Genomic DNA, 26,898 nt, shown 5'->3' on the forward strand with positions numbered 1-26,898 from the left:
TCCCTTTGTTTTACGTAGTAGACAATTACTGCGCAGCAAATAGATCTTGGTAAGAAAAACCTTTGATAATTGGAATGTTTTCTGTCCTAAAATTACTTCAAATGGGTGCTTTTCCAAAATAACTGGAAGGCATCTTTTTTGCGTTACAAAAAACTACTTGTTTACGATTTACAGCAAGATATGGAAAGTTTCTTTACATTTGTGATGGTATCCTTCTTATTAAGGTAACAAGTTTATTAACATATATAGGTAGTTAGACACTAATAAACGTCGTCACTGGGGAGTTTTTTGATTGGTACGAATATGTGATAGGAAGAATCAAGATTATGAATATTCTCAAACACTTGAATAAGTTCAATTTCGGATTCCTCTGTTTCTTGTTTCGAAATCTTTAAAAATCTTGCAAAGTCAGAAATAAAGACATCTCCTATATCTAGTAGGTCACCAAAATATTTAAACTTAGCACAAAAAAATTGTTGAACATCTACTGTAAAATAATTTGGTTTATTGATTTTTAGATTTTGTGGAATCCCGATTAGAGCCTTGAACTTAGTTGAGTTTGGCTGGCAATTGGAATAAATGATATAACAAGGACTATTAATTGTTTCATCAATGCTGTTTACGAGCATTCTCGAATAAGATCGAATCTTTTCTTTAAAATCACTTCTTGCTAAATCAACTTCAAATGCTACCCCACTTATTCGAGTTGTTTTAAAATTTGTTAGTGTAAAATCGGCAACGATATCCCCATTGATGTTTTTAATTGGTCTTTTAATTACTGGAGGAATGTCTTCTAGGGCTATGGTCTTTCCATTTTTTCTTAGAGAACTTGGGGCGATACCATATTGGCTTTTAAAAGCGCGGGTGAAGGACGATGGAGTTCCAAAGTTTAGTTGATACGCAATTTCTGTTAATGATAAGTTTTCGTTTTGAATGTATTGAACAGATGCATTTAATCTTCTTGATAAAGTGTATTGGTTTAATGAACAGCCCATTATTGCAGAAAAAAGTCTATGAAAATAGTATTTAGACATATTGAAGGAATTTGAAACAGATTCCAATGATAAGGGTTGTTGCAAATTGTTTTCAATATACAATAAAGATTTTTCAATTACTTCATAATGTTCCATCTCGTCACCTAATTTCAAACATTTATTCAACTCTTGCATACCTAACTTACTATAAGAAGTTTGATTCTGCAATAGCTAGGGTCGTTTATAAAATTTGTATTTACTTTAAGAGTAAAAATAAAAATTGGAGGGAATCACATGAATAATAAAAATGAAAAAAAGCGAAGAATTACGGGAAAGAGTCTAATGCGATCGGCAGGTCTTTTTGCAATTTTGGCAGGGATTTTATATATATGTATTCAGTTTATTCACCCAGAGGATCATATATCTTCTGTTAGCACAAGCTTATGGGTCTTCATTGCATGTACCACCAGCATTATGTCTCTTTTCAGTCTGATAGGAATTACAGGAATCTATACGAGACAAGCGGAAGAAGCAGACTTGCTTGGGCTGATTGGTTTTATTTTATTTAGTCTATTTTGGTTAATTTCTATGAATTATAGTTTTAACGAGGCTTTTGTTTTGCCGTTGCTTACAACTGATGCTCCGAAGTTTGTAGAGGGAATAGTAGGGATTTTTGGTGGAACCACAAGCACAGTGAATCTTGGTATTTTTCCATTATTAGCACCAATTGCGGGGATTTTATATTCTCTTGGTGGACTCTTGTTCGGAATCGCAACTTTTCGTGCGAGAATCTTCCCACGCATGGCAGGTGCTTTACTTTCCTTCGCAGCCGTGGTCACCTTTGCTGCCGCCGTAATTCCTCATCCATTCGATAGGATATTGGCAATACCGATGGGATTAGCACTTATTTGGTTGGGGTATGCTCTTTGGTCAGAACGTAGGAGAATCAGTGCTGATTGATTTTTAAAGCTATATAATAACCAAAATTGTTAGAAAAGAAAACAGAATAGGAGCATATGATTGGATAATAGTACAGTTGTTAGTGCCAAGGACCTTTCAAATTGTTGGGTGGTGCCTGGCACTTTTTTTGTTTAATTTTCAGTATTTTGTCATTTTTCGTTTAGCGCGGTGGGAGTCATGCACCGATTAATTTGTGGATTTTTTGTCAGAAAACTCGCATGTAAGGACATCTCCCATAATAAAGTAGGTATAGACGGGTGTAACAAGCCTTTTAGTTGTAATACATCTGGAAAGTTTCGTATGGCGGTAATAAAGAAACCATGGGCTTTTTAAGTTAGATGGGAGGGGTTTAATGCTTCATATTGTAGCCTGTATCAAGCAAGTGCCTGACACTAAAATTATTAAGATGAATCCAAAAACTAACACGATGGACCGGAGGACAGCGCCTGCGATTTTGAATCCGTATGATGCTCATGCAGTTGAAGAGGCCGTTCGTTTAAAACAACGATATGGTGGGACTGTATCGGTTGTCACGATGGGTCCACCTCCAGCGGTGTCCGCTATAAAGAAATGTATTGAAATAGGCGCGGATGAGGGGTATTTAATTACGGATCGCCGGTTTGCGGGTGCCGATACATTGGCAACGAGCTATGCCGTGACAAAGGCGATTGAAAAAATTGCAAAAACCAGACCCGTCGATTTGATCATTTGCGGAAAAATGTCCATCGATGGAGATACCGGGCAAGTCGGACCCGGAATAGCTAGAAGGCTCGATATACCACCACTCACTTCTGTGAACAAAGTCGTGGATATCAATCAAGAAGAAGGATATGCCGTTGTACATCGCAAGCTGGAGGATGGATATGAAGTCGTCCAATCCACCTTGCCATGTTTATTTTCCGTTGAAAAAACTATTAATGACGTGCCATATTCCCCGATGCCGAACATGCTCAAAGCTGCAAGATACAAACCACATATCTGGTCTGTTGATGACCTTGAAGATGTAGATATCAAGCAGCTTGGTTTAAAGGGATCACCAACAATTGTTTCCAAAGTATGGGCTCCGCAAAAACCGGCAGGGGGAACATTCCTTGAAGGCAACCCAGCAGCACAAGTAGAGCAATTGCTTCAGATCCTGCTTGAAAAGAAGGAGCTGTTTGAAAGTAAGGAGGGAATGTAATTGGATTTTAACGATTACAAAGGTGTTTGGGTCTTTATTGAACAAAAGGATGGAGAGGTTGCCTCTGTATCCCTTGAATTATTAGGTGCTGGTAGGAAATTAGCTGATAAACGAGGTGTAGAACTAGCGGGTATTCTTATCGGGGAACATGTTAAACCTTTAACAAAGACCGTGTTTGAATATGGAGCAGATACCGTGTATGTCTATGATCAACCTCTCTTTAAGCATTACCGGACTGAAACCTACATGAAGGCGCTGTTAGAGTGCAGTGATAAATATAAACCGGAAATTATTCTCTACGGGGCCACCTCAACAGGAAAAGACCTGGCAAGCGCTGTGGCCACCGATTTGCCGACAGGGTTGACGGCGGATACGACGGAGCTGGATGTAGAAGAGGAAACGGGGTTACTCCTTGCAAGTAGGCCGGCGTTTGGCGGAAATATTATGGCGACCATTTTATGTAAAAAATACAGGCCGCAAATGGCGACCGTACGCTCCAAAGTCATGAAGGCGCTGCCCCCAGAGGTGGGGAGAACAGGCAAGGTCATCGAAGAAACCGTCTCATTAAAGGAAGAAGATATCCGGACAAAAGTTTTGGAAATTGTAAAGGAAACGGTTAAGAAGGTCAGAATCGACGAAGCGGACATCGTTGTGGCTGGTGGAAAAGGCTTAGGCAGCTACGAGGGATTTCAGTTAATACACCATTTGGCTGAAACGCTTGGAGGAGCTGTTGGTGCGAGCAGGGATGTGGTGGAAGCGGGTTGGATTGACCACCCCCATCAAGTAGGGCAAACCGGTGTGACGGTAACGCCAAAGATTTATTTTGCAATCGGGATTTCTGGCGCGATTCAACATATTGTGGGAATGAAAAATGCTGGTTTAATCATTGCCATTAATAAGGACAAAGAAGCTCCTATTTTTCAGAACTGTCATTATGGAATTGTTGGCGATGCATTTGAAATCGTTCCTGTCCTAATCGAACAGTTTAAACATGCACTTTCTAGTGACAAGGTGATGAAGTAAGTTAGTGCTGAAGTATTACCATTATTCCTCTCTCATTCGTGAGTGAATTCTTCCCAAGGCTTGTGCTAGCGTTTAGTCTTTCGGATTAACAATATTTGTTTAACCTCCAAAGACCTTAGAAAATTTCATTTAATCGCTAAACACTTTTTTCTTTACTTCACTAAGGAGTAAAGCTTTTTTTATGCTATAATTAGTACCAGATAATAGAACTTACTAGTAGGTCTTAGTCCTGTTAAGCAAAATAAATACGCCTAAACTGGAGATAATACTATGTTTGCAAATACCAAATTAAAATCACAAAGTTTCTCTGCCTATTTTAAATCACTGGGTATCAAGGAATGCCAAACCAAAGAGGACTTCTGGAAGCATGTAACCGAGGTCGATCCCTTCTTGGCTAAGGAACTCCAACCCATTATGGACCGCAAACTAAAAGGGAATATTTATGAAGTGAAAAACCGAACACTGCCCTTCAGTTTGGCAGTAGAATCATGGACGATGAATTTCCATCAGTCCTTGCTCAACTGGATCAGTCAGCAAACTTATTTAAAGCCGAAACGGATTTTGGAAATTGGCTGTGATAATGGGTTGCTGTCTTGCAGGTACGCTACCATGTTCCCAGATGCCGAGATTGTAGGGATCGACCTGTGTGGATATGGGATTCGATGTGCTCGGGAGTTGGCAATAAAGCAAGGACTGAACAACGTGAGTTTTTACCAAATGGATTTTATGGAGGTATCTGAGCACTTTTCCCTGAATTCTTTTGATTTAATCATTTCTGCACGGACCTTTCATGAGATCATGGGGCCTATCATGATTTCAAACTATTGGTCACTTCTAGCGTACTTGAACGAGAATCCAACCTATGGTGACAGTCGTTATTTAGAAATAGTCCATCGTTTGTTAACGGAGGATGGATTGTATCTCTCTTGTGAACAATTGAAAAATTCCGCAGATCTCGGAAGATGGGCGAATGTGCTTCAGGATGCGGGTCTCCATATTCAATGGGATGACAGTGGTACTATCGAATACCATGAAATAGGAGTAGATAGGCTGTCTCCTGTGATTGTGGCCACAAAAAGGGAGACAAATCTCGAAACCTTGGAAGGGATGGAACACCTTTATACGAAAGGTTTCCCACTTGTATTTGAGGAGGGGAGGTCTTATAAAGGAGGGACAGCGGAATTTGCATATCAACGGCTGGGGGAGAAAACATTCGTCACAGGGATTCAATTGAAAGTGACGAACCATTGGCATGTGTTTCGACTTGAGCTTTGGGAGACAGATGGGTTTCTGCTTGTCTATAACTATGGAAATATGGGGTATCATGAATTGGATATTTTACCTGCCTGCGCATATGAAGAGGCACACCAGTTAATGGAGGAGGCGGTCGGTAAGTTCAGTCACCTTGGTCCGCTTGTTTGGTATTACAACCTGGATGAACGACCAAAGTAGTTCAAAAAAACATTTTTATACTAGGAAACCCTACTTATAGATGTAGGAATAGGATGCCAAGACAAGGTTTTAGTCCTGCTGACGGGGTGATTAAAGATAAATCCCGTGTAACCTTCCAAATTTACACGGAAGGATTTCAAGGTTAGTACATACGATAATGGGAGAAAAACGACTTTGTACAAATGGCAAAGTCGTTTTTCTTATGGCTCCTTTTTCTCAGAAAATTAACTGCAAACTTTTTATCCGCACTTCAAAAGCTAACAAAACTTAATTGATCTACTCTAATTTTCTTTTCACTGTTTTGGTTACAAACATGCAAGTTACAAAATTTGTGGTCTTAAATAATGTTACCCTGCATGATAAAATGAATAAACTATATTAAAAAAAGAATGGTATCTTAGATTAAGATCTTCCGATACTAATAGGTGTGATGAAGTTTGAAAAGAAAAAAAGCAATAATCATGATTATGGGTCTATTCACTGTGTGTATTCTTCTTTCTATTTTTCTTATAGATCGAAATCAAGCAGGCCTTAAAACAGTTACAACCGTCGCTACAGTTGAATCTGAACAAGTGGAAAATACCGAGGAAGTTGCTTCTAAAGGAGAAGAGAAACCATTAGAGGACCATTCCATTAAGCAGGAAAGCCAAAAACCATTCACCGATGAAATCAAGAAAAAGGTACGGGAAGTGTTGAATGGTGTCGTTGATTTCTTCGAAAAAGATCAAAAGATTGTCGCAATCGGAGACTCACTCACGGAAGGTGTGGGTGATGAAACAAAGAGCGGTGGATATGTCGGGATCCTTAATCACACATTTGAGGATCAAAACCTTTCTATCAAAATAGAAAATTTCGGTAAAAAGGGAAACCGGTCGGATCAATTACTTAAGCGGCTGGAAAATAAAGAAATTGCTACTGCTATCTCAAAGGCTGATATTGTGTTAATCACAATTGGCGCCAATGATATTATGAAAGTTTTAAGAAGCAATTTTACAAACCTAACGCTAGAACCTTTCCAAGTAGAAAGAGTGGAATATACTGAAAGATTAACAGCCATATTGAATAGATTGAAAGAATTGAACCCAGATGCCCATATTTATTTAATCGGGTTTTATAATCCTTTTGAAAGTCAATTCGCAAACATTAAAGAATTAGACATGATCATTGATAATTGGAATGAGGCAGGAAAATTATTGACAGAAGAATATGAGAATGTGAGCTTCGTTCCCACAGAAGATCTATTTACTAATTCCACGAAAAATTTATTAGCAGCAGATCAATTCCATCCTAACTCCAGGGGCTATAAACTTATCGCCCAGCGGGTCTTAGAATATCTGAAAGTTACGGAGGAAACAAGGATTGCCAAAACAAATTAAGATCCAAACTAAAAAAATCGACGGAATAATTTTGTTTAATTATTTTTACTAAAAAAAGCTTAATTAGACGGCGAGTTCCGCCTATTAACTTGAAATAAAACAGATAAAGCAGACCCTTATTTTAAGATAAGGGTCTGCTTAAACTTTATTTACCAATACTGGCTGGGCTGTATTTACTATCATAGTCCACCTCCATTGAGGGAACCGTCTTTTGCTGAATTGGACATGTAGCAGCATGTTCGGTCTTTTTTTTCTGATCATTACGACCGATATTTGTTCTTTTACTACCTAATTTCGTAACTTAGTAAGTTGATTAGCGGATAATATATAGAAAGCATTAACTTTGTTTTCTCTTTTAAAAGTTTGTTATCATCAAATTAGTAAAATAAGGGAGATGGAAGTTGATGGCCAAGCATACTAGAATTGGTAAAACAGAATTATATGTCAATCCGATTGGTCTTGGAACCAATGCTGTTGGGGGGCATAATCTTTTTCCAAACCTTGATGAAGAAGCAGGGAGGGAATTGGTTCGAACTGGTCTGGCACAAGGGATTAATTTCCTAGACACAGCCTATGTCTACGGTTTGGGGCGATCAGAAGAAATTATTGGGGAAATTGTGAAGGAAAGGGGAAATCGCTCAGAAATAGTGATTGCCTCCAAAGCAGCACATCAATTAAACGGCAATGATATGGTCTTAGATAACTCACCTGCTTTTCTAAAACAAGCCGTTGAAGAGAGTTTAAAACGGCTTCAAACGGATTATATCGATTTATTTTATATTCATTTTCCCGACCGTGATACACCTAAAGACGAAGCGGTTGGAGCCTTAAAGCAATTGAAGGATGAAGGGAAGATTAGAGCCATCGGAGTGTCTAATTTTTCCCTTGATCAACTAATAGAAGCCAATAAAGATGGCTATGTGGATGTCTATCAAGGGGAGTACAACTTGATCAGCCGCGATGCAGAGAAGGAGTTATTCCCATACGTAACCGAGCAGCAAATTTCTTTTGTGCCATTTTACCCCTTAGCTTCCGGGTTGTTAACAGGTAAATATAATCTAGAAACTGAAATTAGTGAAAAGAATCGAAAAAGACCGCAATTTCAGGCAGGTGTTTTCGAAAAAAACTTGGAAAAAATTGAGCGGGTTCGTCAAATTGCAGCGACCAAGGGTGCGGAAGTTTCCCAAGTGATTCTTGCTTGGTATCTGTCCCGTCCATGCATCGACGTAATTATTCCAGGTGCAAAGCGTGCTGACCAAGTACTCCATAATCTAAAAACGTTACAGATTCAATTAACTGCTGCAGAGATTCAAGAAATTGAGCAGATATTCCCTTTATAAGGAAAATTGTCTTCACACCCTTCCCAATTGGATACCTGAGGTCGAGTGGACTTTAGTTTAACATTCAATCGGTTTTTGTTGAGTTTTAAAAATTTACAACTATCGAAAGCAATGGCTTTGGATTATTCGTGGAAGGAGATTTATCAGAGGGTGATGAGGGGTTTTAAAAGATAAGATTATAACGAACTAAATTTTTTATCTAATTAGACAAAAATTTGAACTCTATTTACCCTGATGTAAAAGTGTAGCAGTGTTTTATTACTGTACTATTAATCAGTAACATAATTAAGGTTAAAGGGATCCAATAAATATCTAACGGGTTCTCTTGATGGGGACAAAATAGTAAAATCACATATAAAATCACAGACCTATCAGCATTATCTGGTAGGTCATTTTTATTGATATAAAGCTATTTGTTTAGATAATTCGATAAAAATAGCCCCAAAAATAGCATAAAAGTAACAGTGTACAATAGCAAATTTCTTAGTTTTTTAAAAAAATAAAAATAATGGTAAAATAAATGTGGATAACGCATTGGTAAGGAGTGGGATTCAATGAATCTATACCAAAATAGGCAATTATCTTTACATGACTATTTGGAAATACGAGAGACTGCGGATTTAACCATCCGGCGGCTCACCGGGGTGAGTTTGCAGAGCGCGGAATAAACCTTAGTAGAGAGCCATTGTCGAGGAGGCGTGTGTTGAAGCAAAAAGGGGGCTTAGCCCCATCATTTAAGGTGTGTACATTTGAACATTTAAAAAGGAGCAGAATTGTACTGTGTTAACGTATCTACGAAACTTGCATCCACTTGCTATTAATATTTTGGTAGGCACCATGTTCGGTCGGATGGCCACTTCGATGAGCATTCCTTTTCTGGCGATTTATCTGACTCAGGTTCAGCATGTTTCCCCTGCTCAAACGGGACTCATTATTGCTGTAAGCTCCCTTGTCGGCATTTGCACCAGTTTTGCTGGTGGATATTTATCAGACTGGTTTGGCAGGAAAATCATTCTGTTTTTTTCCGTTTTCTTGTGGGCAGCTGTTTTTGCCCTCTTCGGATTCGCTCAATCTGTTGCTGGTTTTTTTGTTGCTAATGCTCTGAATGGGTTTTGTAAATCCCTATTTGAACCCGCATCGAGAGCACTTCTTGCTGACCTTACTGATCCAAACAACAGGCTGGCCATCTTTAACCTACGTTACACAGCGATTAACATTGGTGTTATTTTTGGACCGATGCTCGGCTTTTATTTCGGTTCATCCAAAACAACCTTCTTTTTCTATATTGCTGCTGGAGTCTATATCATTTATGGGCTTTCGCTCATGCTTACTTTTAGTAAAACCGGTTTCAAGGGGAAACATGTTGATAAACCTTCGCAAAAGAAAGCTACTTTTTCTGAAGCAGCTATGGCTGTGAGGGAAGATAAAGTACTCCTTATGTCTCTGCTTGGCATCATTCTTGCTACAACGGGTTATGCCCAGTTTAACTCGACTTTACCCCAGTTCCTTTCAGGGGCATTTGGCCAGGATAAAGGGGCCGGCATGTTTTCGGGTTTTCTGATCTTGAACGCCGTAACGGTTATATCCCTGCAATACCCACTGCTTTCCATAGGGAAAAAGTATTCTCCCATATTTTCGATTATGGCGGGAAATTTACTTTGTGCGCTAGGGGTATTTGCTTTTTCACTTGCAGAGTCGATTCCATCTTGGGGTGCAGTTGTTTTTCTTTTTACCATTGGGGAAGTTCTTATGTTCTCCATGACAGATGCCTTTATTGATTCCATCGCGAAAGCAGATTTGCGTGGTACGTACTTTGGGGCCATGGGATTCACACAAATTGGAAGTATCGTCGGCCCATCCCTGGGCGGCTTTTTATTGGATCATTTCGGCTACCAGGATGCTTTCTCTGTTTTTGGACTATTAGCAGGTTTGTCACTATTTGGGGTTCCCGTCCTTTATGCGGTGAAACTTGCGATGGTAAAGAAATCTGGTCAGCGTTCTAAGAAAGCAGGGTAACAATTTTGATTAGTATTATCCTATTAGATGTTTTTGCTATTTTTATACTTTAAATTATTGTTTCAGGTACAGAATAATGCAGGAAGACAAAAAATCATGTTATAAATCAAAAATACGATATTGAAAATGAATACATAATGAAATGAGGAGGTCAATTATGACTAGACTAGGCATACAGATTTCAAGCGTTCGGGACTATCTTCAAACCCCTGAGGATGTCTTGGCATCGTTTAGCAAAGTAAGTGAGATCGGTTATAAAACGATTCAGATTCAATGGATCAACCCTGAAATTCCAATGGACTTTATTCACGATGCCTTAAAGGAAACGAGATTGGAATGCATCGGGACACAGGACTATTATGATGTGGTCGTTTCCCATTTGGAAGAAGTCATAGAAATCAACGACCTTTGGGGAGGTTCTTACATTACCGTAAGCGGCATTCCAGAGCGCTACCATTCTTATGAGGGCTGTCTGGAGTTTGCAAAGGAGTTGAATAAACTTTCAGAATTTCTTGAAACAAAAGGAAAGATCCTGACCTTCCATCCAAGATATATGGATGTGTTTCAGTATAATGGGCAAAATTCACTTGACATCATCTTTGAAAATACCAGAAGTGAATTACAATTTTTATTAGACATTTATCATATCATCCATGCAGGTCTAGATCCGATTGAATGGATTTATAAGGTGAAAGGACGAAATGATTTAATCCACTTTAAGGATGGGATGATCGATTCGGATGGAAATGAAGTGCTCATGCCTGTTGGTCAAGGCACAATCCAATGGAAGAAAATCTTCGATGCCACGATTGAAACGGGTGTAAAATATGCTTTCGCCGAACAGGAGAAATGGCAGAAAGATCCATTCCATTGTTTAAAAGAAAGCTACGATTATATTAGACTGAATGGAATAGAGTGAATTATATGAACGTGCGAGACCACTGGTTTCAATAAAAAAATCGCCCTCTTTTGTAAGACGGAATAGAAGGGCAGCTATATTTTTATGTATGTACAATGAATTATAGTATTTGTATAATATTGGAATTATCAAGAGTAGAAATACTGTATTATTCAATAAATACGAATACATGTTCTTGTTTAGGGCGAGGTGTGATATACTGAAATTACAATAGAATAGGATTTCTCAAGGGTGGTCGGTACACTCCCAAACAGGAGGGGGGTGATGCCGAATGACAGTTTTTGAATCGTTAATGTTTGCGGTTGGCTTTGCTAGTCTAATCGTAGCGATCCTGTCATTTAAATCAAAAAATAATCCACCCTTGAGTTAACCGGCTCAGGTGGATTATTCTGCCAAAAAAGCTGACCCCCTTTGAGGGATCGTCTATTGTTGGACCGGACATGCTCTAACATGTTCGGTCTTTTTTAATTTATTCAATACTTACTTCTATTATAACCTATGATAGTGAAAAGGAAACTATTTTATTGAATAGTATATGATCTTAAGTCATGAGAACAGCAGACAGATATAGTGGTCAGTATCAACTTATTAAAAAACATCGGTACTCAAGGGTCAGGTAATAAAGGGTCAGACCCGCAACGTGCTAACGCTTTAGCACATTGGGGGTCTGACCCTTTTCGCCCGTTGTTGAACAAGAATGAACTCAGTAACTTGTTAAAAATATTTTCCCTCTTGTTTTATTAGAAAATTCAACAGCGTCAATTGCCTTTTTGACTTCAGACAAGTCATACTTAGAATCGACCATCATCAAACGTAATTTTTTACCATCTATTAGCCGTATTATATGTTTAAACGTTTCTTGCCATTTTTTTGCTGAGACATTTTTATTCCAATTCCGTAAATGAAACATATTCGCATTCACTTTTGCTTGATTTACAATATCTGCCCAATTTACTTGTACCCCTGATAAAAGACCGATTGTTAAAAACTGTCCATTAGGTCGGACACTAAAAGCTAATTCATTACCATCCGAACCTCCAACAGAATCAATGGCAGCATCTGCACCCATTCCACTTGTTAATTCCAAAACGGTTTCATTTAGACGACTACTTGAGGTGTCTATCACATTAGAAGCACCGAGATAAAGTAATTCCTCTGTATACTTATTATTTCTAGTCACTGCAATCAATTGAAAACCTAAAATCTTTGATAATTGAGCAAAAATATGCCCAATAGAAGAACCACATGCGTTAACCAATAAAACATCATTTGGACTTAATTTTAAAACTTCCGTACAAACCACCCACGCTGTAACGGGATTAATATACATTTGTGATGCAGTAAAATCATCAATAGAATCAGGTATTGGAACTGCAAATTCTGCGTCTGTCTTGACATACTCTTGCCATGTACCTTCACCACGCAAAGGTAAAACCCGTTTACCAATAAGTTTTTTTGAAACTAAAGGACCCACATCCTCTATAATCCCAACTCCTTCATAACCGGGAATATTGGGTAGAGAAATTCGATGAGAATACGCCCCTTTAATTGGAATTAAATCAGAAGGATTGATAGGTCGTGCCAACATTCGAACAAGGACTTCATGATCTTTTGGTGGTTCAATGGTTTTATATTCAATTTTTAACACATCTTTAGGTCTGCCGAATTCGTAGAAATTAATATATTTTGCATCCAAAACAATAAAGGCTCCTTATAATAAATTAGAATTAATTAATTATAGCATTTTGACTAAATTGGCAGTTAAGAAATGAAAGTAAAAGTACTATTCCACTATCAAATAAAATAGTAGGTTTATCATAAATCGCTCATAGACGGCTTTGGTCGTTAATAAATAAAGGTTGAAGTGTAAATTTTCATCAAAAACGAAACATTTATGTGCTTGAATTTGAATAATAGCAACAATCTTTACGAAAACAGCCAAAAGAAAAAAAGGTGGACTCACCTTCCTGGAACTGATTGGCTTTGAAGGCCTATTCATAGCAATACTGCCAATTTATCAAAAAAATAATCCACCCTTGAGTTGAGGCTCAGGTGGATTATTCTGGCAAAAGGCCGACCATTTTGGTTTATCGATTTTCTATCGTATAGTAAGCTTGTTTTTTTGAATATAATCCTTCATGTACATTCGATTCTGCTTTGCAAGCATGGCCGCCATTTGTTCTGTCCAGCGATCTTTTCTAATCCCGTCCGTTCTTTGTTGATAATAGTTTGCGATTATTTCATTGTAATCATTGAGCTGTTGTAAATATACTTCTTTGTCTTGCTCATATTCATCTTCGTGATAAACATGTTCAATTGGCAGTCTTGGTTTTTGACCGGTTATTGTGGCGGGGTAACCAATGGCCAACCCAAACAACGGGATGACACGCTCTGGGATAGCTAACACTTTTTTTACTTCTTCCAGGTTGTTACGAATACCGCCGATATAACAGATTCCTAACCCCAGCGATTCAGCAGCAATGACAGCATTTTGGGCAGCAAGAGCGGTATCTATTAACGCCACCATAAATTTTTCGGTACTTTCAAGTGAGGCTTCTAGATTTTTCTCTTCCTTTTCCCCGATAATTGTATGGCGATAAAGGTCAGCACAAAAAACAAAAAAGTGACCGTTTTTTTCCACATACTCCTGATTACCGGCAAGCTCGGCTAGTTTCTTCTTCTTAACAGGATCCTTCACTCCAATAATGGAGTATGCCTGAATAAAGCTTGATGTAGCAGCCGCTTGTGCACAGGAAACAATCGTCTTTATTTGCTCTTCTGTCAATGGCTTGTCCTCAAAATGACGGATTGAACGATGATTAAGGATTGTTTCGATTACATTATTCATGTCGGTTTCCTCGCTTTTCATCATACTTTGTTCGTAAAAGTGATTGTATCAATATGAGTAGCCTTGTTCAAGAAATGTGCGATACGACGTTGATTTCGATAAAAATAATTCTATATTGGCACCAAACTTCGTTCTATTTCAAAATGCGCGATTTTCCAGTCTTCGTGTTCTTTACGTTAAGGTCATATTTTAAAAAATTGTGAATAGGATTTAGTAAGTACTCCAATTTTCGAATCTTCATGGGAAGGAGGCGATATTGGATGTGGCAACTATGGCTTTCTGGATTAATTGGTATATGGTTAGTCTGTTCACCTTGGGTATACGATTTCGCTGACAACTCTGGTGCCTTTTGGAACAATATCATTTTTGGGATTATTATTCTTATTTTATCAATTTGGGTGGGTAATAAAGAAAAAAGTATTACCCCTTGATTAGTAATAGCAGGCTGTTTGGGTGGTTCATATTGGAGTACTAAGCCCTCTTTATAGAGGGTTTTTCTTTTACAACATGTTGGGAATAACAATTGTTAAAGGTCAATGAACGATTAAACTGCCATAAGGAGTAGTTCCATCATCTTCCGTAAACGTTAATTTAGGAAAGGAATATAGTAGGAGGTCGATTCATTTTTGAACGAGCATTTAAAAATAAATGATATAGCATAACAGAGTGGTTTGAGTAAAAGGACGATTAGATATTATGAAGAAATAGGTATTTTGCCTTCTCCTGAGCGCAGTATGGGTGGCACCAGGCTATATAGACAAGAACATGTTGTTTTTCTAAAGAGAATTTCGACTGCAAAAGAAGTACTGGGTTTTTCCTTGCAAGAACTTCAGCATTTCATTTCCCACATAGACATGTTAGAAAGCAAGAAAGCAGATTACAAAAAGGTAACAAACCCAAGAGAGCGGATGGAAAAATTGAATGACATGATAAAAATCCTTGACGGTCAACTTGAACTACTTGAAGAAAAGGTTCGAAAAATACTTATTGTCCAAACAGAGTTAGTGACTCTTAAAGAACGTGGACGATCAGCTATTAAAAAAATCGAAGCGGAGTTATTGAAAAAGTAACAATTTTCAACAGAACAAATCCAATGCTAATTTTGACTAATACAAAAGAATAGAATAAGATCATCCGTGAACGGACTACAGGCAAAAATAAAAGTTAAGGAAGATTACATAAGTGAAAAACAAATCCCACTAACGAAATAATTAGCGGGATTGTTTATTATTATAGATTTTGTTCACTGCGAATTTTTTTCAGTAAGGATTGACATCCATCGGAAATAAGCTCATAGGTTTCCTGAAAATCCCCAGTGTACCATGGATCCGGAACGTCCTTTTTATGATCCGTTAAATCAAGCAAACGAATGAATTTCACATGATTTACCTTACCAGTAATATCAGATATATTCCGTATGTTACTTTCATCCATTCCTACAATATAATCGAACTGGTCGAAGTCATTTTTTGTTAATTGCCGGCCGACAAGTCCATCTGATGAAATGTTATATTTTTGTAAAATAGCAAGCGTGCCTTTATGTGGAGGCGAACCAATATGCCAAGAACTTGTAGCAGCAGAATCGGCTTTAATTTTTTCTGTCAAATTTTCCTTTTTTAGTAGGTCTCGAAATAATGCTTCTGCCATAGGGGAACGGCAAATGTTACCTAGGCAAACAAATAAAACGTTGATCATGTTATTTACTCCTCTTATCTGCTATTATCTATTAATTTTAAACTTCATTCCTTCAAAATTATATATTAATAGTTATGTTAAAAGCAAAGGACTGACTCGGTATACAAAAGGAATGCCCTAAAAAGACATATATGGATAATACCAGAATTATATTTTGCGAAGAAATCAAAAAAACAATCCACCCTTGAGTTAGTGTTCAGGTGGATTATTCTACAGTACGGAGGAAAAGCAGGGTGAAGGACTCTGTTAAGTCACATTTGGCTTAATGGGTGGCGTAAAGAGGTATAAATCTTTTAATTTAGACATACTGGTGCTTGTAGCCAAACAATGAACGAAGCGTTCAAGTTTTTTATGATATCGATCCAAATGAGGGATGGACATAACAATGATTGAATTTTAAAATCAATCATAAGAATGCTCCATCTCTATTTTTATATCATAATTGTAATGTAAATTCACTAAACCAAACAAGCTGCAAGATATATGTGCAGCTCATTTGTTTTTATATAGACGGAACTTATCCCTTTTTCTGGAGCACACCTTTTTTTACCAGATTTACAAGAATCCCTTTATTTTTATATCGGTTATAGGCAATTAATTTTTCCAGTTCCCTAACCTTCAAAGTAGCTGGATTAATTGCAAGTTCAAAATCTCTTGTTTTCGCGATTAAAGAGAGAGCGAATTCGATTTGTTTTGGCGATAGTGAATTCTCTTCATGATTGGTTGATTGAACTGCCGAGTTCATTTTTTCGGCAACAGATTGTTCTATTGTAGCAGCATGCTCTTTTAATCTTGCTTCAACCAATGCCTCCACTTCAGCATGGCTTATTGATTTGACCTCTGGCTGCGGTAGTTTTTGATTTGTGTTGAGAAATTTATCCAAGATTCCCTTCAGCAATTTTGACACATCACTTTCGTTTTGTATTCGTTATTTTCTATGTATGTAAAAATTCCTTCCATTCTATTATTAAACAAATCTATAAAAAAACAATACTTTTAGCACGCTTTTTTGGATATTTTGTAGAAGAATGGTGTTGTATAAGGATTATTTTTGTATTAATTTAGGTCAAGATTCCTAATTGTAGTATAATGGAGAAAAATGCAGATTTTGGAGCTGTTATTATGGCAATTACAATTCCTGAGACAATCAGATCATCTGCCACTGCTGGAGAGCGGCTGTTTTTCCGTACTCTAAAAAACTATTTACCAGATGATTATATTGTTTATTTTGAACCAGAAATCCAAGGGAGAAAACCAGATTTTGTGATTATTGGTCCCGATCTAGGCATGGTTGTGTTGGAAGTGAAGGATTATACCCGAAATACACTTCTGCAAATTAATCATGATGAATGGCATATCGTGTCAACAAATGGCGATCAAGCTATTATCCCAAGCCCGATGAACCAGGCGAGGGACTACATGTTTAAAATAGCTGATGTTCTGAAAAAAGATAAAAACTTAATAATGGCAGATGGAAAATATAAATTAAAATTGAAGTTCCCGTATGGTCATGGGGTTGTTTTTACGAGATTGTATACCAAAGACTTTATTAAAGATGGTCTTTATACCGTTATTGAACCCAACTTATGCTTCGCACGGGATGAAATCGATCCCGAAAATGAGGGGTTTTCGGAAGAAATCTTGATGGAAAAGATTATGAATATGTTTGTTGTTCCATACCGATTAAAGGAACCGCTTACTATCGAAGACATTAATGCCATCCGCTATCATTTGTTCCCTGAGGTACGGATTAGCGCTGAATTTAAGGCACCAGTTCCATATCAGGATCAACTGCTCTTATCTTTACATGATATTAGGACGATGGATTTGCATCAGGAGAATTTAGCGAAACAGATTGGTGACAAGAACCGCTTGATTCGTGGTGTTGCGGGGAGTGGCAAGACGATCATATTGGCCAGCCGGGCAAAGATGTTGTCGAAACAAAATCCAGATTGGAAGATTCTTATTCTTTGCTACAACATTTCTTTGGCCACTGCCATCCAGCAAATGATTCATCATATGCTGAATGAACCAGAGGACTTATTTGATTTTGATCCTACTGTTAAGGCGATACAAAACCAAAACATTATCGTTCGTAATTTTCATGCATGGCTAAAGAATGATTTGAAAATTAAGGAGCAGAACCTTTCAGAGATAATAGATAAAATCGAGAAGAATGAAACCATTCTTCCTTCATATGATGCGATTTTGATTGATGAAGGCCAGGATTTTGATGCAGATTGGCTGCGTCTTGTTAGTGTTCTACTAAACACGGATACTCAGTCACTTTTACTGGTTGAGGATCGAGCGCAGACGATTTATCGGCGGAAACGTTCGTACTTGCAGGATACCGGGTTAAGCTTTAAGGGTAGATCCAAGGTATTGTCCATCAATTATCGGAATACACAACAAATTGTTACGTTTGCCTGGGATTTTTACCGTGAGCATTCGATGTTTAAAAATAAGGTTGTCAATCGGGATCTCGAAGGAGAAATTATTGCTCCACAAAGCACAAAACGAAAAGGGCCGGAACCAGGTATTATAAGGGCAGCCAATTTCTTTGACGAAATAAGATTGGTTGCTAGGCAAATGAAAAAGCTGCATGAAGAGCGTAAAGTTCCTTTTGAAGAGATGTTAATTTTATATCGTGTGAAAAAAACACATAAATATCCCATTATTGATTTCATTCAACGGTCATTGCAGGAGGCGAGCTTACCATTTTATTGGATTACGGAAAATGATGTCTCCAAGCGATCTTTTAAAAAGGATGATGGCAAAATCAAAATTAGTACTATAGATAGCAGTAAAGGTCTGGATTTCCAAGCGGTATTTATCGTCAATATTGATTCCATGCCATTTCCACTTGAAGACGATAGGGAGAGGGAAGTTTCCTTATTCTATATCGGAATGACCCGGGCGAAGGAATATCTATGTTTGTCTTATTCCGGCGAATCTGAGTTTACAAATTATCTGGATCAAATCTTGCTAAAAAGGCAACAGAAAAAGTCCGGAATTGAGAAAATCAATTAAAAGTCATGGGGGAAGGTTACAACTATCTAAACCCTCCCTGGCATTTAATTACTTCTCACAAATGAAAAATCCAAAATGAAAAAATTCATCCATTGGTAAGTTTTATCGACCATTTGATTGAGCTCTCCAAAGAAATCTTCATTGAATATTAATCTATCCGTTTAATGGTAAAGAAATAGTAACAATTTCATAAAATAGAGGATTTTTTAGCTTTCGTAAAGAATGAGTAATTTAATAGCAAAATATCCTTCGATTAACAAGCCTTGAGAGAAGCGAATAGTTAGCTGAGCATGATAAAATGAATAGGAAAGACTTGCTAAAAAAACGAAGGATTTCTAATTTAAGGAGGGAATGGAATGTTTACTTCAGTAAATGATTTCTTAAACGAATGGAAACAAGAAGCAGCGGTTACCCAAAAAGTGCTGGATGTGCTGACAGATGAATCGTTGAATCAGGAAGTTTCTCCAGGATTATACAGCATTGGAAGCGTGGCCTGGCACATAACTGGAGCAGTTTACTACTTTCCTTCACAGGTAGGATTAAAATTCGAGATTCCTAATCTTCAAAAAGAAGCACCGAAATCAGCTGCTGAAATCAGCGAGACCTACAAAACAGTAAGTCAGCGGTTAACACAAGCATTTTCTGAACAGGTTTCAGATGAAAAAATGAACAAAATGGTGAATTTATTTGGAATGGACATGCCAGTTCAAGCTGTTTTCCGTCTGCTCATTCAACATCAGGCCCATCATCGCGGACAATTGACTGTCCTAATGAGACAAGCAGACTTGAAGGTTCCTGGCGTATATGGTCCGAGCAAAGAAGAATGGGAAGCAATGAATGCTCAAAAGAGCTGATATCATCATTGAAGCAAAAAAGCCGCAGCCGGTTTTTTGTACCTCCAGAATTTTTTTGATTGCTTAACTCTGTTTGCACACTGAATCCGTTTTTATATTCATTGAAGAAAAAATGATATTTAAGAATCGGGCGCGATTATCTAAAGATAATCGCGCCTATTTCATGTTTAGAGCCATATGATAGCGATTTCTCATTTTGGAGGTAATGATTTGACCTGAGTTTCTTTTTTAGTACTGTTCATTTTAGATATATACAGTTTTTTAGTATTATCTAACCCAGCATAAAAAATTTCTGAACAATCTTTGATATTTTGTTTATTAAGTTCAGATGTTAGCCATTCTTTATCTAGTCCAGCACTTGTTAAGTTTTCCTCTATTATCGTTCCATCAATGATTATATCCTTTTCAAGACCTGAACTTGTTGTTTGAATGTTCATATGGTAAGGGGTAAGTGGTTTTTTATCTGATTTGGGTAATACAGATAACTTACCATCCGTTTCCATTATAGCGAATTCTACGTCCGCCACATTAAAAGCATCTTTTTCTCTTAATTTCATCTTTAATTCATTTATGGTCCATTTCATTTTCTTCATATTTTCATCCACAATGGTTCCATTTTCAACTAAAGTAATCGGTTCAGAATTGATTAGCTTCCTTAATGAGAGGTTTTTCAAGCTTAAATATCCAGTGAACACAGTCAAAATGGCAAATAATATTAGGGTAGTAATAGCTGATAGTGTTGCAAATTGCTTATCAATAATGGCATTAGCGACGATTGAACCCATTGAAACTCCCATAATAAAATCAAATAAATTCATTTGTGAAATAAGTTTTGTGCCTATTTTTCGGGTTAAGAATAATGCTAAAACGTATATTACAATACCTTTTAGTATTGTAATGAAGAAAACATTTCCCATATAGTACTGCCTTTCTTTTATCTAATTATCATTTATAGGTAGTAGTATTAGAAGGAAGTTAACTGGATATTCATTTCTCAACCGATATTATATTTTACATAAATCATGGAAATTCAGACTAACGGAGGGAAGAAGAGTGAAAGACTCTGTTAAGTCCCATTTAACTTAAAGGGCGTCGTAAGGAAGTACAAATCTTTTAATTTCGACGTACTGATGCTTGTAGTGGGACAGCAGGGGCTGTTAGAGAAACTGTTGAAGTTCCGATTGTAGTATATCCAGCATGAGGGAGACGTGGTTTTGTACCAGACCCACAACCAATTTGTATAACGCCAGCATTGGCGATTATGCCAATCTTTAAAAAATTTATATCAAATGTTTGTTTAAGATGTTTATCCATTTCATTCACCTCATATTAGTATATGATCAAAAGTTAGGTTTAATTCCGATTATTAAGTCATCGAAAAGAATTATTTGCACACTACGATTAAAATGCGACATTCCTAAAAAACAGAAAATTATTCAATTATTGTTCCAAAGTCAATTCTGGGTTAAATTTCCCCAAGCCATCTATACAAGAATTAATTTCCCAATTGATTAACTTGTATCATAATTTTGGTGACGTATTGTTCCTTATGATTCATTACAACCGTATCATAAATATACTCTTCAAAAACATAATCTCCAAAGGTTAAATTTAAACGTTCCAGCTCTGAAAAAAGCCGCTTATATGTTTTATGTATTGTGTACCCATCGCCGATATGATAACCAATGAGGAAATCTCCCTTAACACCTTGAAAATACGGATATCCTTCCTTTGGATGTGGCTGCTCAATATATAAATAACTATAATTAGTGAATTCACCCTTTAATATTTGCTCCCGTTTCGTTATTACACCTATTGGATATCCTGTATCAAGATGAGATACGTTCAATTCATTAATAAAGTCTGATATGACCTTTACAAATTCTTCATCGGTTATATTTTCAATATTTTCACTTAAATAAAGTGTTGCTTCTGGTAATTGTTCAAGCGTAACTTGATAAAAATCAAGGTGTGACGCTTCTTCCATTAAGGCTATTTTTGCCTCAATCATTATTTCCTTCGTTTCAATCTCCTGCCGAATTTTCACAATCTCCTCTTTTTTTTGATACATTAAGGACAAAAAACTTTCAGGTGATCTATTTTGCATGTATTTTTGTATCTCGTTTAGCGACGTACCAAGTTCCTTTAATAAATCAATAACAAAGAAAAGATCTATTTGGCGAATTGAATAATAACGGTAACCTTTTTCATTCTTGAATACCGGAGACAAAAGTCCTATTTGGTCGTAATAAAAAAGTGTCTGTTTGTTTACTTTGCAGAGCTTTGCAAATTCACCTGTCGTTAAATACTTTCCGTGATGTTTATCCATTTTTTACAACACCGCCCTTGACTATATAGTTACTATATACACTAGGATTTAGATTGTAAACAAATGAATACCAAACAAGGTTGTTTGCAGTAATTAGTTTTGTAAGGAGAATGTAGAAGATGAAGACAAATAAAGTCACTTTATGGTTATTGTTAATGAATTTATTCATTGCATTTTTGGGAATTGGATTAATAATACCTGTCTTACCTACGCTGATGAATGAATTAGGCATAACTGGAACAACAATTGGTTATTTAACAGCAGCGTTTGCCATTGCTCAATTGATCGTTTCACCATTTGCAGGGAAAGCTGCAGATCAATTCGGCAGGAAGATTATGATTGTCATTGGCTTATTTATTTTCGGTATATCAGAATTACTGTTTGGGATCGGAAAAGAAATCGAAATGTTATTTATTTCTCGTGTTTTGGGAGGAATAAGTGCTGCTTTCATTATGCCAGCCGTTACTGCTTTTATTGCTGATATAACCAATTTCGATACACGCCCAAAAGCACTTGGTTATATGTCAGCAGCAATTAGTACAGGATTTATTATTGGTCCAGGTATTGGTGGATTTTTAGCGGAATTTGGAACACGTATACCATTCTTCTTTGCAGGAGCCCTTGGTACAATTGCGGCTTTACTTTCTTTTATTTTATTATCTGAGCCGAATCGTAAAGAAGATCATAATGAACAAGTCTCAGAGGGTAAGAATGGCTTCAAACGTATTATTGACCCCAAATATTTCTTTGCGTTTATTTTAATTTTTATTGCCTCATTTGGTTTAGCAGCTTTTGAATCGTTCTTTAGTCTATTTGTGGACCATAAATTTCACTTTAAACCATCCGATATAGCCATTGTTATCACAGGTGGTGCAATTTTGGGTGCAGTTTCACAAGTCCTATTATTTGATCGGCTTACACGAATTTGGGGTGAAATTAAACTGATTCGATATAGCTTACTATTATCGGCCTTACTTGTCTTTTTAATGACTGTTGTTCATTCCTATTTCTCTATTTTACTTGTTACATTTATTGTTTTTGTTGGATTCGATTTATTCCGACCATCAGTTACTTCATACCTTTCAAATAAGGCCGGGAATGAACAAGGTTTCGTTGGTGGAATGAACTCTATGTTTACAAGTTTAGCAAACATTAGTGGTCCAATTTTAGGGGGTATATTATTTGATATAGATATTAATTACCCTTACTACTTTGCGACTCTGATACTATCTCTGGGAATAGTTATTACATTGTTCTGGAGCAAGCAAGTACGTGATTCTTCTATCGAAGTGAAGGCTAGTGTAGCTAAATAATCAAATTGAAGTAAAGATGAAAATTGTGAAACAATGTACCTAAAATATCGGGTGCCATTGTGAAAAGGTAGCGGAGTATCCGCTCATAAATTGGCTCACAGTTCGGCAATTTAACCCCTTGTATAGCTAAAGAGAATATTTATGATACCATCATTATAGGAAAAAAATGTCGGTTGGAAATTGGAGGTTGAAATGAAAAAATCTAATAAGCAAACCTTCATCCAGATTCCGTATGCCTCGTTCATTGAAATGATTCGATACAAGGCTGAACGTATAGGAATTCAAGTTATCGACCGTGAAGAGAGCTATACCTCTAAGTCTAGTTTCTTGAATCATGACCCAATCCCAACTTTCGGAGAGGATAACTATCCTAATTTTAGTGGGTATCGAAGTAGTAGAGCTTTTTACAAGATAAAAGGCTCAAAGGTGCTCATTCATGCAGATGTAAATGGCGCCTTTAATATTGTTCGAAAATATATAAAGGATGCCTTTGAAGGACTTGAGAGAAAACAGTTCCTTCAAGCCCCAAAGAAAATCATCATCATGGAGAAAAAACATGCAAAGCTGAAGGCTTCGGCCTGATGTATTAGCGGGACTTGTGGTAGCCCACGCAAAGACAATGCGGCTTTTAATGCCTATTCTTTCGAAACCCCTAACTTAATTTATGGGGATACTCATGTTGTAGGTAGTTCCACTGCAACTTGCATAGAAAGTGGCTGACAAATGCCATCTTAAAAGGAGTAGGTTACTCCTTTGTTAACATATGTTTGAAACCAAGTAAAAGGTTTCGTTTACTTTCATTAAGAATTTTATCATTGGAGGTATCTATGGGTTATTGTGAAGATTTAAGAGAAATGATTGGGGATTCTCCATTAATCATAGTGCGACCTAGTGTAGCTATCATTAATGATAAAGGAGAAATTTTACTGAGTCGAAACGTAGGTGGAATGTGGACTATTCCAGGTGGAATTTTGCAGTTAAATGAGTCAGTTGAAGGGTGTATTACACGAATTGTCTTTGAAAATATGGGCTTAAAAATAAAGGCGTTAAAATTGTTTGGTGTCTATTCAGGCAAGGAATTAATAAATCGAGTCGATGAAAGGTATCATACTGTTGCAATTGGTTATTTATGTAACGAGTACGAAGGAGAAATAACTTCTGGGAGTGATCAAGGAATAGAAGCCAGATTTTTTAGATTAAATCAATTACCCGAAGAAATCGAACCTTTTATTAAGAACAAATTAATTGAATTTAAAGGTCACTTAAAAAAATAACATTCTATTTTTCAGTTAACTGGGTGCTTATGTTCAATAACGGGTTCCAACGGCGGATCCGTTTTCTTATTGAACAAAAGGGCAGGATACTTAAAGAAGCATTAATCTAATTAAAAGATTTGACATAATAAAAAAACGACATCCGTGGAAAGAACGTCGTTTACTAATTACTTAACATATTATTGTTTAATTTATCTATTTTAATAATATCCCTTACAATATCCTCCAAGGTTACATTTTCAAGAGCCTTCTCTAACGCACCTTGGGCTAACGAAAATTGTTGAACAATCGTATCTTGAATATTTCGACCAACAAGACAATCGGGGTTGGGATTTTCGTGAATACTAAACAATTCATTGTCTTGCACAACATTTACCGCCTTATAAACATCAAGCAATGTAATATCAGATAAATTCTTTTCTAATTCAACTCCCGCAATGCCTGGGCGTGTCTTTACTAACCCTGCATTTCCAAGCATTCCTATGATTTTTCTAATCAAAGCTGGGTTTGTATTTACACTATCAGCTAAAAACTCCGAAGTGCTAACTCCATTTTTATTTATCTCAATTAGTGTCAATATATGAATACCCACTGCAAACCGACTGCTAATAGACATCTTTCTCCACCTACTTTAATTAGTTACACTACTATAATATACCTGTAATTAGTTCTATTACAAGGTATAATTCCTGTTAATATTTTCACACTACATACAAGAAAGGCTTTTAAAACTATTGACAAATAAACAATATGTAATTATTATGATTACAGGTAATCAATTTAATTACAAGTGAATGTTAATAACGGGAGGACTAAAAATGAAAATTGGAATTATTGGTGCAAGTGGGAAAGTAGGAAGCCTTATTTTGAAGGAAGCAGTTAGTCGGGGACATCAAGTTACGGCTATCGTAAGGGATAAGTCAAAACTAAAAGACACGAATGTTACGGTTCTCGAAAAAAATATATTGGATCTCACACAAGATGATGTTAAGCAGTTTGAAATAGTCGTAAATGCTTTCGGTGCACCACTTGGTGAAGAGCAAGCACATGTGGATGCTGGACATGCTTTAATCGAGGCTTTAAAAGGAACTAATACAAGAGGAATCATTGTCGGTGGTGCTGGAAGCCTTTATGTCGATGAAAATAAAACTGTTCAGTTAATTAATACACCTGAATTTCCAGATTTCGTGAAACCAACTGCAAAAGGTCAAGGGAGAAATTTACAAGAATTACAGACAACAACTAATATTACATGGACATTTATCAGTCCTTCAGCGGTATTTGATGCGGAAGGAAAAAGAACTGGATCTTATAAGTCAGGAAAAGATCATCTACTTGTAAATTTAAAAGGTGAAAGCTATATCAGTTATGCGGATTACGCCATTGCAGTTTTAGATGAAATTGAAAATCCACAGCATATAAACGAACGTTTTACTGTCGTTGGCGAAGCAGAGTAAGTAGTAACGACGTAAAGATAGGCTTGAAAGGTGATTATACTATGAATAACAAGGAACTTACCCTACTTTAAGATTAGGCTGCCTTAATTGGCGGCTTTTTATTATGCACCTATCGACGTTCTTTAGCTGCATAATAAAAAGCAGAGATAGACTTTATCTAACCTCTACTTTTTGAAACATTACTATATTAATGCTGGAATCTGCAAAGTTGCAACTTCGTGCCTATTTTATTTTTAATCAACACTTGTCCATTCGCTTTTATTCTAAATGCATATATTATTATTACCTCCGATGCTACAAGTCCAGACATATAGTTACACCTCCAATGGAACGTTTGCATGTATTGCATACGTTCTATTTCTTTTTAAGAAAAATTTTTAGGAAAATCGCTGACTTTTTCTTACTATATGACGATTGTCCAAGCCACCCTTATCCCCCAAAAATATATATACATAGAAGAAGTATTCTCTCTTCGCATAAATTCAATAGGTGGTGATAAATATGTGCTATGGATATGGCGGATACGGCGGTTATGGCTACGGCGGTGGTTATGGCGGCGGTAGTACATTTGTTTTAATCGTAGTTTTGTTCATTCTGTTAATTATCGTTCTAGCTAGTGTCCGTTAATGTTTAATAAACAAAACAGTATGAATTTGGGTGAGTAAAGTCCTTTTAAGGAGGTGATATACATGGAAGAATTTAGACACGAACATCGAGAAAGAAACCCATTTGCGTTAATCGTTGTATTGTTTATTCTGCTAATTATTGTAGGAGCTTCTTTTATGATGAGCGGCTACTAATTTGTACGGAACAAAGGGCAGGTTAAGTTAACTGTCCCTTTGTCATATAGGCTCCAGA

28 protein-coding genes are annotated in these 26,898 nt (G+C 36.8%); 19 read left to right on the forward strand and 9 right to left on the reverse strand.

What is annotated here, in order from left to right; all coding sequences use genetic code 11:
- Positions 1–260: 260 nt before the first annotated feature.
- Positions 261–1,130 (reverse strand): helix-turn-helix transcriptional regulator, encoded by an 870-nt coding sequence (locus tag BABA_RS10455; RefSeq protein ID WP_007085151.1) that lies wholly within the window; start codon positions 1,128–1,130, stop codon positions 261–263.
- 138 nt (positions 1,131–1,268) lie between these two features.
- On the opposite strand from BABA_RS10455, the gene BABA_RS10460 reads away from it, so the two are divergent.
- The 9 genes from BABA_RS10460 (at position 1,269) to BABA_RS28075 (ending at position 11,610) form a co-directional block, all read left to right on the forward strand.
- The gene (locus BABA_RS10460) at positions 1,269–1,934 is read left to right on the forward strand and encodes a hypothetical protein (protein ID WP_007085152.1); all 666 of its coding nucleotides are present in this window, start codon (positions 1,269–1,271) and stop codon (positions 1,932–1,934) included.
- Between the two features lie 352 nt (positions 1,935–2,286).
- Complete coding sequence (locus tag BABA_RS10465; RefSeq protein ID WP_007085153.1) at positions 2,287–3,114, forward strand: electron transfer flavoprotein subunit beta/FixA family protein; 828 nt, start codon at positions 2,287–2,289, stop codon at positions 3,112–3,114.
- Positions 3,115–4,137: an electron transfer flavoprotein subunit alpha/FixB family protein gene (locus BABA_RS10470; RefSeq protein WP_007085154.1), complete on the forward strand. Its 1,023-nt coding sequence runs from the start codon at positions 3,115–3,117 to the stop codon at positions 4,135–4,137.
- A gap of 270 nt (positions 4,138–4,407) precedes the next feature.
- Entirely contained in the window at positions 4,408–5,589 is a 1,182-nt protein-coding gene (locus BABA_RS10475; RefSeq protein ID WP_007085155.1) for a class I SAM-dependent methyltransferase, read from the forward strand.
- A gap of 437 nt (positions 5,590–6,026) precedes the next feature.
- Entirely contained in the window at positions 6,027–6,965 is a 939-nt protein-coding gene (locus BABA_RS10480) for an SGNH/GDSL hydrolase family protein (protein WP_007085156.1), read from the forward strand.
- A gap of 404 nt (positions 6,966–7,369) precedes the next feature.
- Complete coding sequence (locus BABA_RS10485) at positions 7,370–8,305, forward strand: aldo/keto reductase (protein ID WP_007085157.1); 936 nt, start codon at positions 7,370–7,372, stop codon at positions 8,303–8,305.
- Positions 8,306–9,085: 780 nt separating this feature from the next.
- Positions 9,086–10,321 (forward strand): MDR family MFS transporter, encoded by a 1,236-nt coding sequence (locus tag BABA_RS10490; RefSeq protein WP_007085158.1) that lies wholly within the window; start codon positions 9,086–9,088, stop codon positions 10,319–10,321.
- Positions 10,322–10,478: 157 nt separating this feature from the next.
- Positions 10,479–11,240 carry a sugar phosphate isomerase/epimerase family protein gene (locus BABA_RS10495; RefSeq protein WP_007085159.1) on the forward strand — a complete coding sequence of 254 codons (762 nt, stop codon included), beginning with the start codon at positions 10,479–10,481 and terminating at the stop codon, positions 11,238–11,240.
- Between the two features lie 271 nt (positions 11,241–11,511).
- Positions 11,512–11,610: a putative holin-like toxin gene (locus tag BABA_RS28075; RefSeq protein ID WP_235749646.1), complete on the forward strand. Its 99-nt coding sequence runs from the start codon at positions 11,512–11,514 to the stop codon at positions 11,608–11,610.
- 333 nt (positions 11,611–11,943) lie between these two features.
- On the opposite strand, the gene BABA_RS10500 is transcribed toward BABA_RS28075, so the two are convergent.
- Both BABA_RS10500 and nfsA read right to left on the reverse strand, forming a co-directional pair.
- Positions 11,944–12,936: a zinc-dependent alcohol dehydrogenase family protein gene (locus BABA_RS10500; protein WP_007085160.1), complete on the reverse strand. Its 993-nt coding sequence runs from the start codon at positions 12,934–12,936 to the stop codon at positions 11,944–11,946.
- Between the two features lie 402 nt (positions 12,937–13,338).
- Entirely contained in the window at positions 13,339–14,088 is a 750-nt protein-coding gene (gene nfsA / locus BABA_RS10510) for an oxygen-insensitive NADPH nitroreductase (protein ID WP_007085161.1), read from the reverse strand.
- Between the two features lie 260 nt (positions 14,089–14,348).
- Between nfsA and BABA_RS26490 the strand changes: the two genes are divergently transcribed.
- Together BABA_RS26490 and BABA_RS10520 are read left to right on the forward strand one after the other, a co-directional pair.
- Positions 14,349–14,519 carry an SPW repeat protein gene (locus BABA_RS26490; protein WP_007085162.1) on the forward strand — a complete coding sequence of 57 codons (171 nt, stop codon included), beginning with the start codon at positions 14,349–14,351 and terminating at the stop codon, positions 14,517–14,519.
- A gap of 240 nt (positions 14,520–14,759) precedes the next feature.
- On the forward strand, positions 14,760–15,158 hold the full coding sequence (locus tag BABA_RS10520; protein WP_235749649.1) for a helix-turn-helix domain-containing protein: 399 nt from the start codon (positions 14,760–14,762) through the stop codon (positions 15,156–15,158).
- Between the two features lie 160 nt (positions 15,159–15,318).
- Here the strand turns inward: BABA_RS10520 and BABA_RS10525 are convergent, their stop codons facing one another.
- On the reverse strand, positions 15,319–15,783 hold the full coding sequence (locus tag BABA_RS10525; RefSeq protein ID WP_007085164.1) for a low molecular weight protein-tyrosine-phosphatase: 465 nt from the start codon (positions 15,781–15,783) through the stop codon (positions 15,319–15,321).
- 517 nt (positions 15,784–16,300) lie between these two features.
- The gene (locus BABA_RS10530) at positions 16,301–16,666 is read right to left on the reverse strand and encodes a hypothetical protein (protein ID WP_051186036.1); all 366 of its coding nucleotides are present in this window, start codon (positions 16,664–16,666) and stop codon (positions 16,301–16,303) included.
- Positions 16,667–16,905: 239 nt separating this feature from the next.
- Here BABA_RS10530 and BABA_RS10535 point away from each other — a divergent pair, with 239 nt between their 5' ends.
- Together BABA_RS10535 and BABA_RS10540 are read left to right on the forward strand one after the other, a co-directional pair.
- Positions 16,906–18,813, forward strand: a complete 1,908-nt coding sequence (locus tag BABA_RS10535) for a 3'-5' exonuclease (RefSeq protein WP_007085166.1) — start codon at positions 16,906–16,908, stop codon at positions 18,811–18,813.
- Positions 18,814–19,169: 356 nt separating this feature from the next.
- The gene (locus tag BABA_RS10540; RefSeq protein ID WP_007085167.1) at positions 19,170–19,667 is read left to right on the forward strand and encodes a DinB family protein; all 498 of its coding nucleotides are present in this window, start codon (positions 19,170–19,172) and stop codon (positions 19,665–19,667) included.
- Between the two features lie 191 nt (positions 19,668–19,858).
- Here BABA_RS10540 and BABA_RS10545 read toward each other — a convergent pair whose 3' ends face one another.
- The 3 genes from BABA_RS10545 to BABA_RS10555 form a co-directional block, all read right to left on the reverse strand.
- The gene (locus BABA_RS10545) at positions 19,859–20,584 is read right to left on the reverse strand and encodes a DUF421 domain-containing protein (protein ID WP_007085168.1); all 726 of its coding nucleotides are present in this window, start codon (positions 20,582–20,584) and stop codon (positions 19,859–19,861) included.
- 196 nt (positions 20,585–20,780) lie between these two features.
- Complete coding sequence (locus BABA_RS10550) at positions 20,781–20,981, reverse strand: hypothetical protein (RefSeq protein ID WP_007085169.1); 201 nt, start codon at positions 20,979–20,981, stop codon at positions 20,781–20,783.
- A gap of 181 nt (positions 20,982–21,162) precedes the next feature.
- Complete coding sequence (locus BABA_RS10555) at positions 21,163–21,996, reverse strand: MerR family transcriptional regulator (RefSeq protein ID WP_007085170.1); 834 nt, start codon at positions 21,994–21,996, stop codon at positions 21,163–21,165.
- A 119-nt stretch (positions 21,997–22,115) separates the two neighbouring features.
- On the opposite strand from BABA_RS10555, the gene norA reads away from it, so the two are divergent.
- The 3 genes from norA (at position 22,116) to BABA_RS10570 (ending at position 24,583) form a co-directional block, all read left to right on the forward strand.
- Complete coding sequence (norA, locus tag BABA_RS10560; RefSeq protein ID WP_007085171.1) at positions 22,116–23,309, forward strand: multidrug efflux MFS transporter NorA; 1,194 nt, start codon at positions 22,116–22,118, stop codon at positions 23,307–23,309.
- A 180-nt stretch (positions 23,310–23,489) separates the two neighbouring features.
- Entirely contained in the window at positions 23,490–23,891 is a 402-nt protein-coding gene (locus BABA_RS10565) for a zinc ribbon domain-containing protein (protein WP_268870152.1), read from the forward strand.
- A gap of 245 nt (positions 23,892–24,136) precedes the next feature.
- Entirely contained in the window at positions 24,137–24,583 is a 447-nt protein-coding gene (locus tag BABA_RS10570) for an NUDIX domain-containing protein (RefSeq protein WP_007085173.1), read from the forward strand.
- 163 nt (positions 24,584–24,746) lie between these two features.
- On the opposite strand, the gene BABA_RS10575 is transcribed toward BABA_RS10570, so the two are convergent.
- The gene (locus tag BABA_RS10575) at positions 24,747–25,199 is read right to left on the reverse strand and encodes an Rrf2 family transcriptional regulator (RefSeq protein WP_007085174.1); all 453 of its coding nucleotides are present in this window, start codon (positions 25,197–25,199) and stop codon (positions 24,747–24,749) included.
- A 202-nt stretch (positions 25,200–25,401) separates the two neighbouring features.
- Here BABA_RS10575 and BABA_RS10580 point away from each other — a divergent pair, with 202 nt between their 5' ends.
- The 3 genes from BABA_RS10580 to BABA_RS26500 all read left to right on the forward strand — a co-directional run bounded on the left by BABA_RS10580 (position 25,402) and on the right by BABA_RS26500 (position 26,840).
- Complete coding sequence (locus tag BABA_RS10580) at positions 25,402–26,040, forward strand: NAD(P)-dependent oxidoreductase (RefSeq protein ID WP_007085175.1); 639 nt, start codon at positions 25,402–25,404, stop codon at positions 26,038–26,040.
- Positions 26,041–26,541: 501 nt separating this feature from the next.
- A complete protein-coding gene (gene yjcZ, locus BABA_RS26495; RefSeq protein ID WP_083865357.1) occupies positions 26,542–26,667 on the forward strand; it encodes a sporulation protein YjcZ in 126 nt (41 codons plus the stop codon).
- A gap of 62 nt (positions 26,668–26,729) precedes the next feature.
- The gene (locus BABA_RS26500; RefSeq protein ID WP_007085176.1) at positions 26,730–26,840 is read left to right on the forward strand and encodes a YjcZ family sporulation protein; all 111 of its coding nucleotides are present in this window, start codon (positions 26,730–26,732) and stop codon (positions 26,838–26,840) included.
- Positions 26,841–26,898 lie beyond the last annotated feature (58 nt).

Source organism: Neobacillus bataviensis LMG 21833, assembly GCF_000307875.1.
Taxonomy (GTDB): Bacteria; Bacillota; Bacilli; order Bacillales; family Cytobacillaceae; genus Neobacillus; species Neobacillus bataviensis.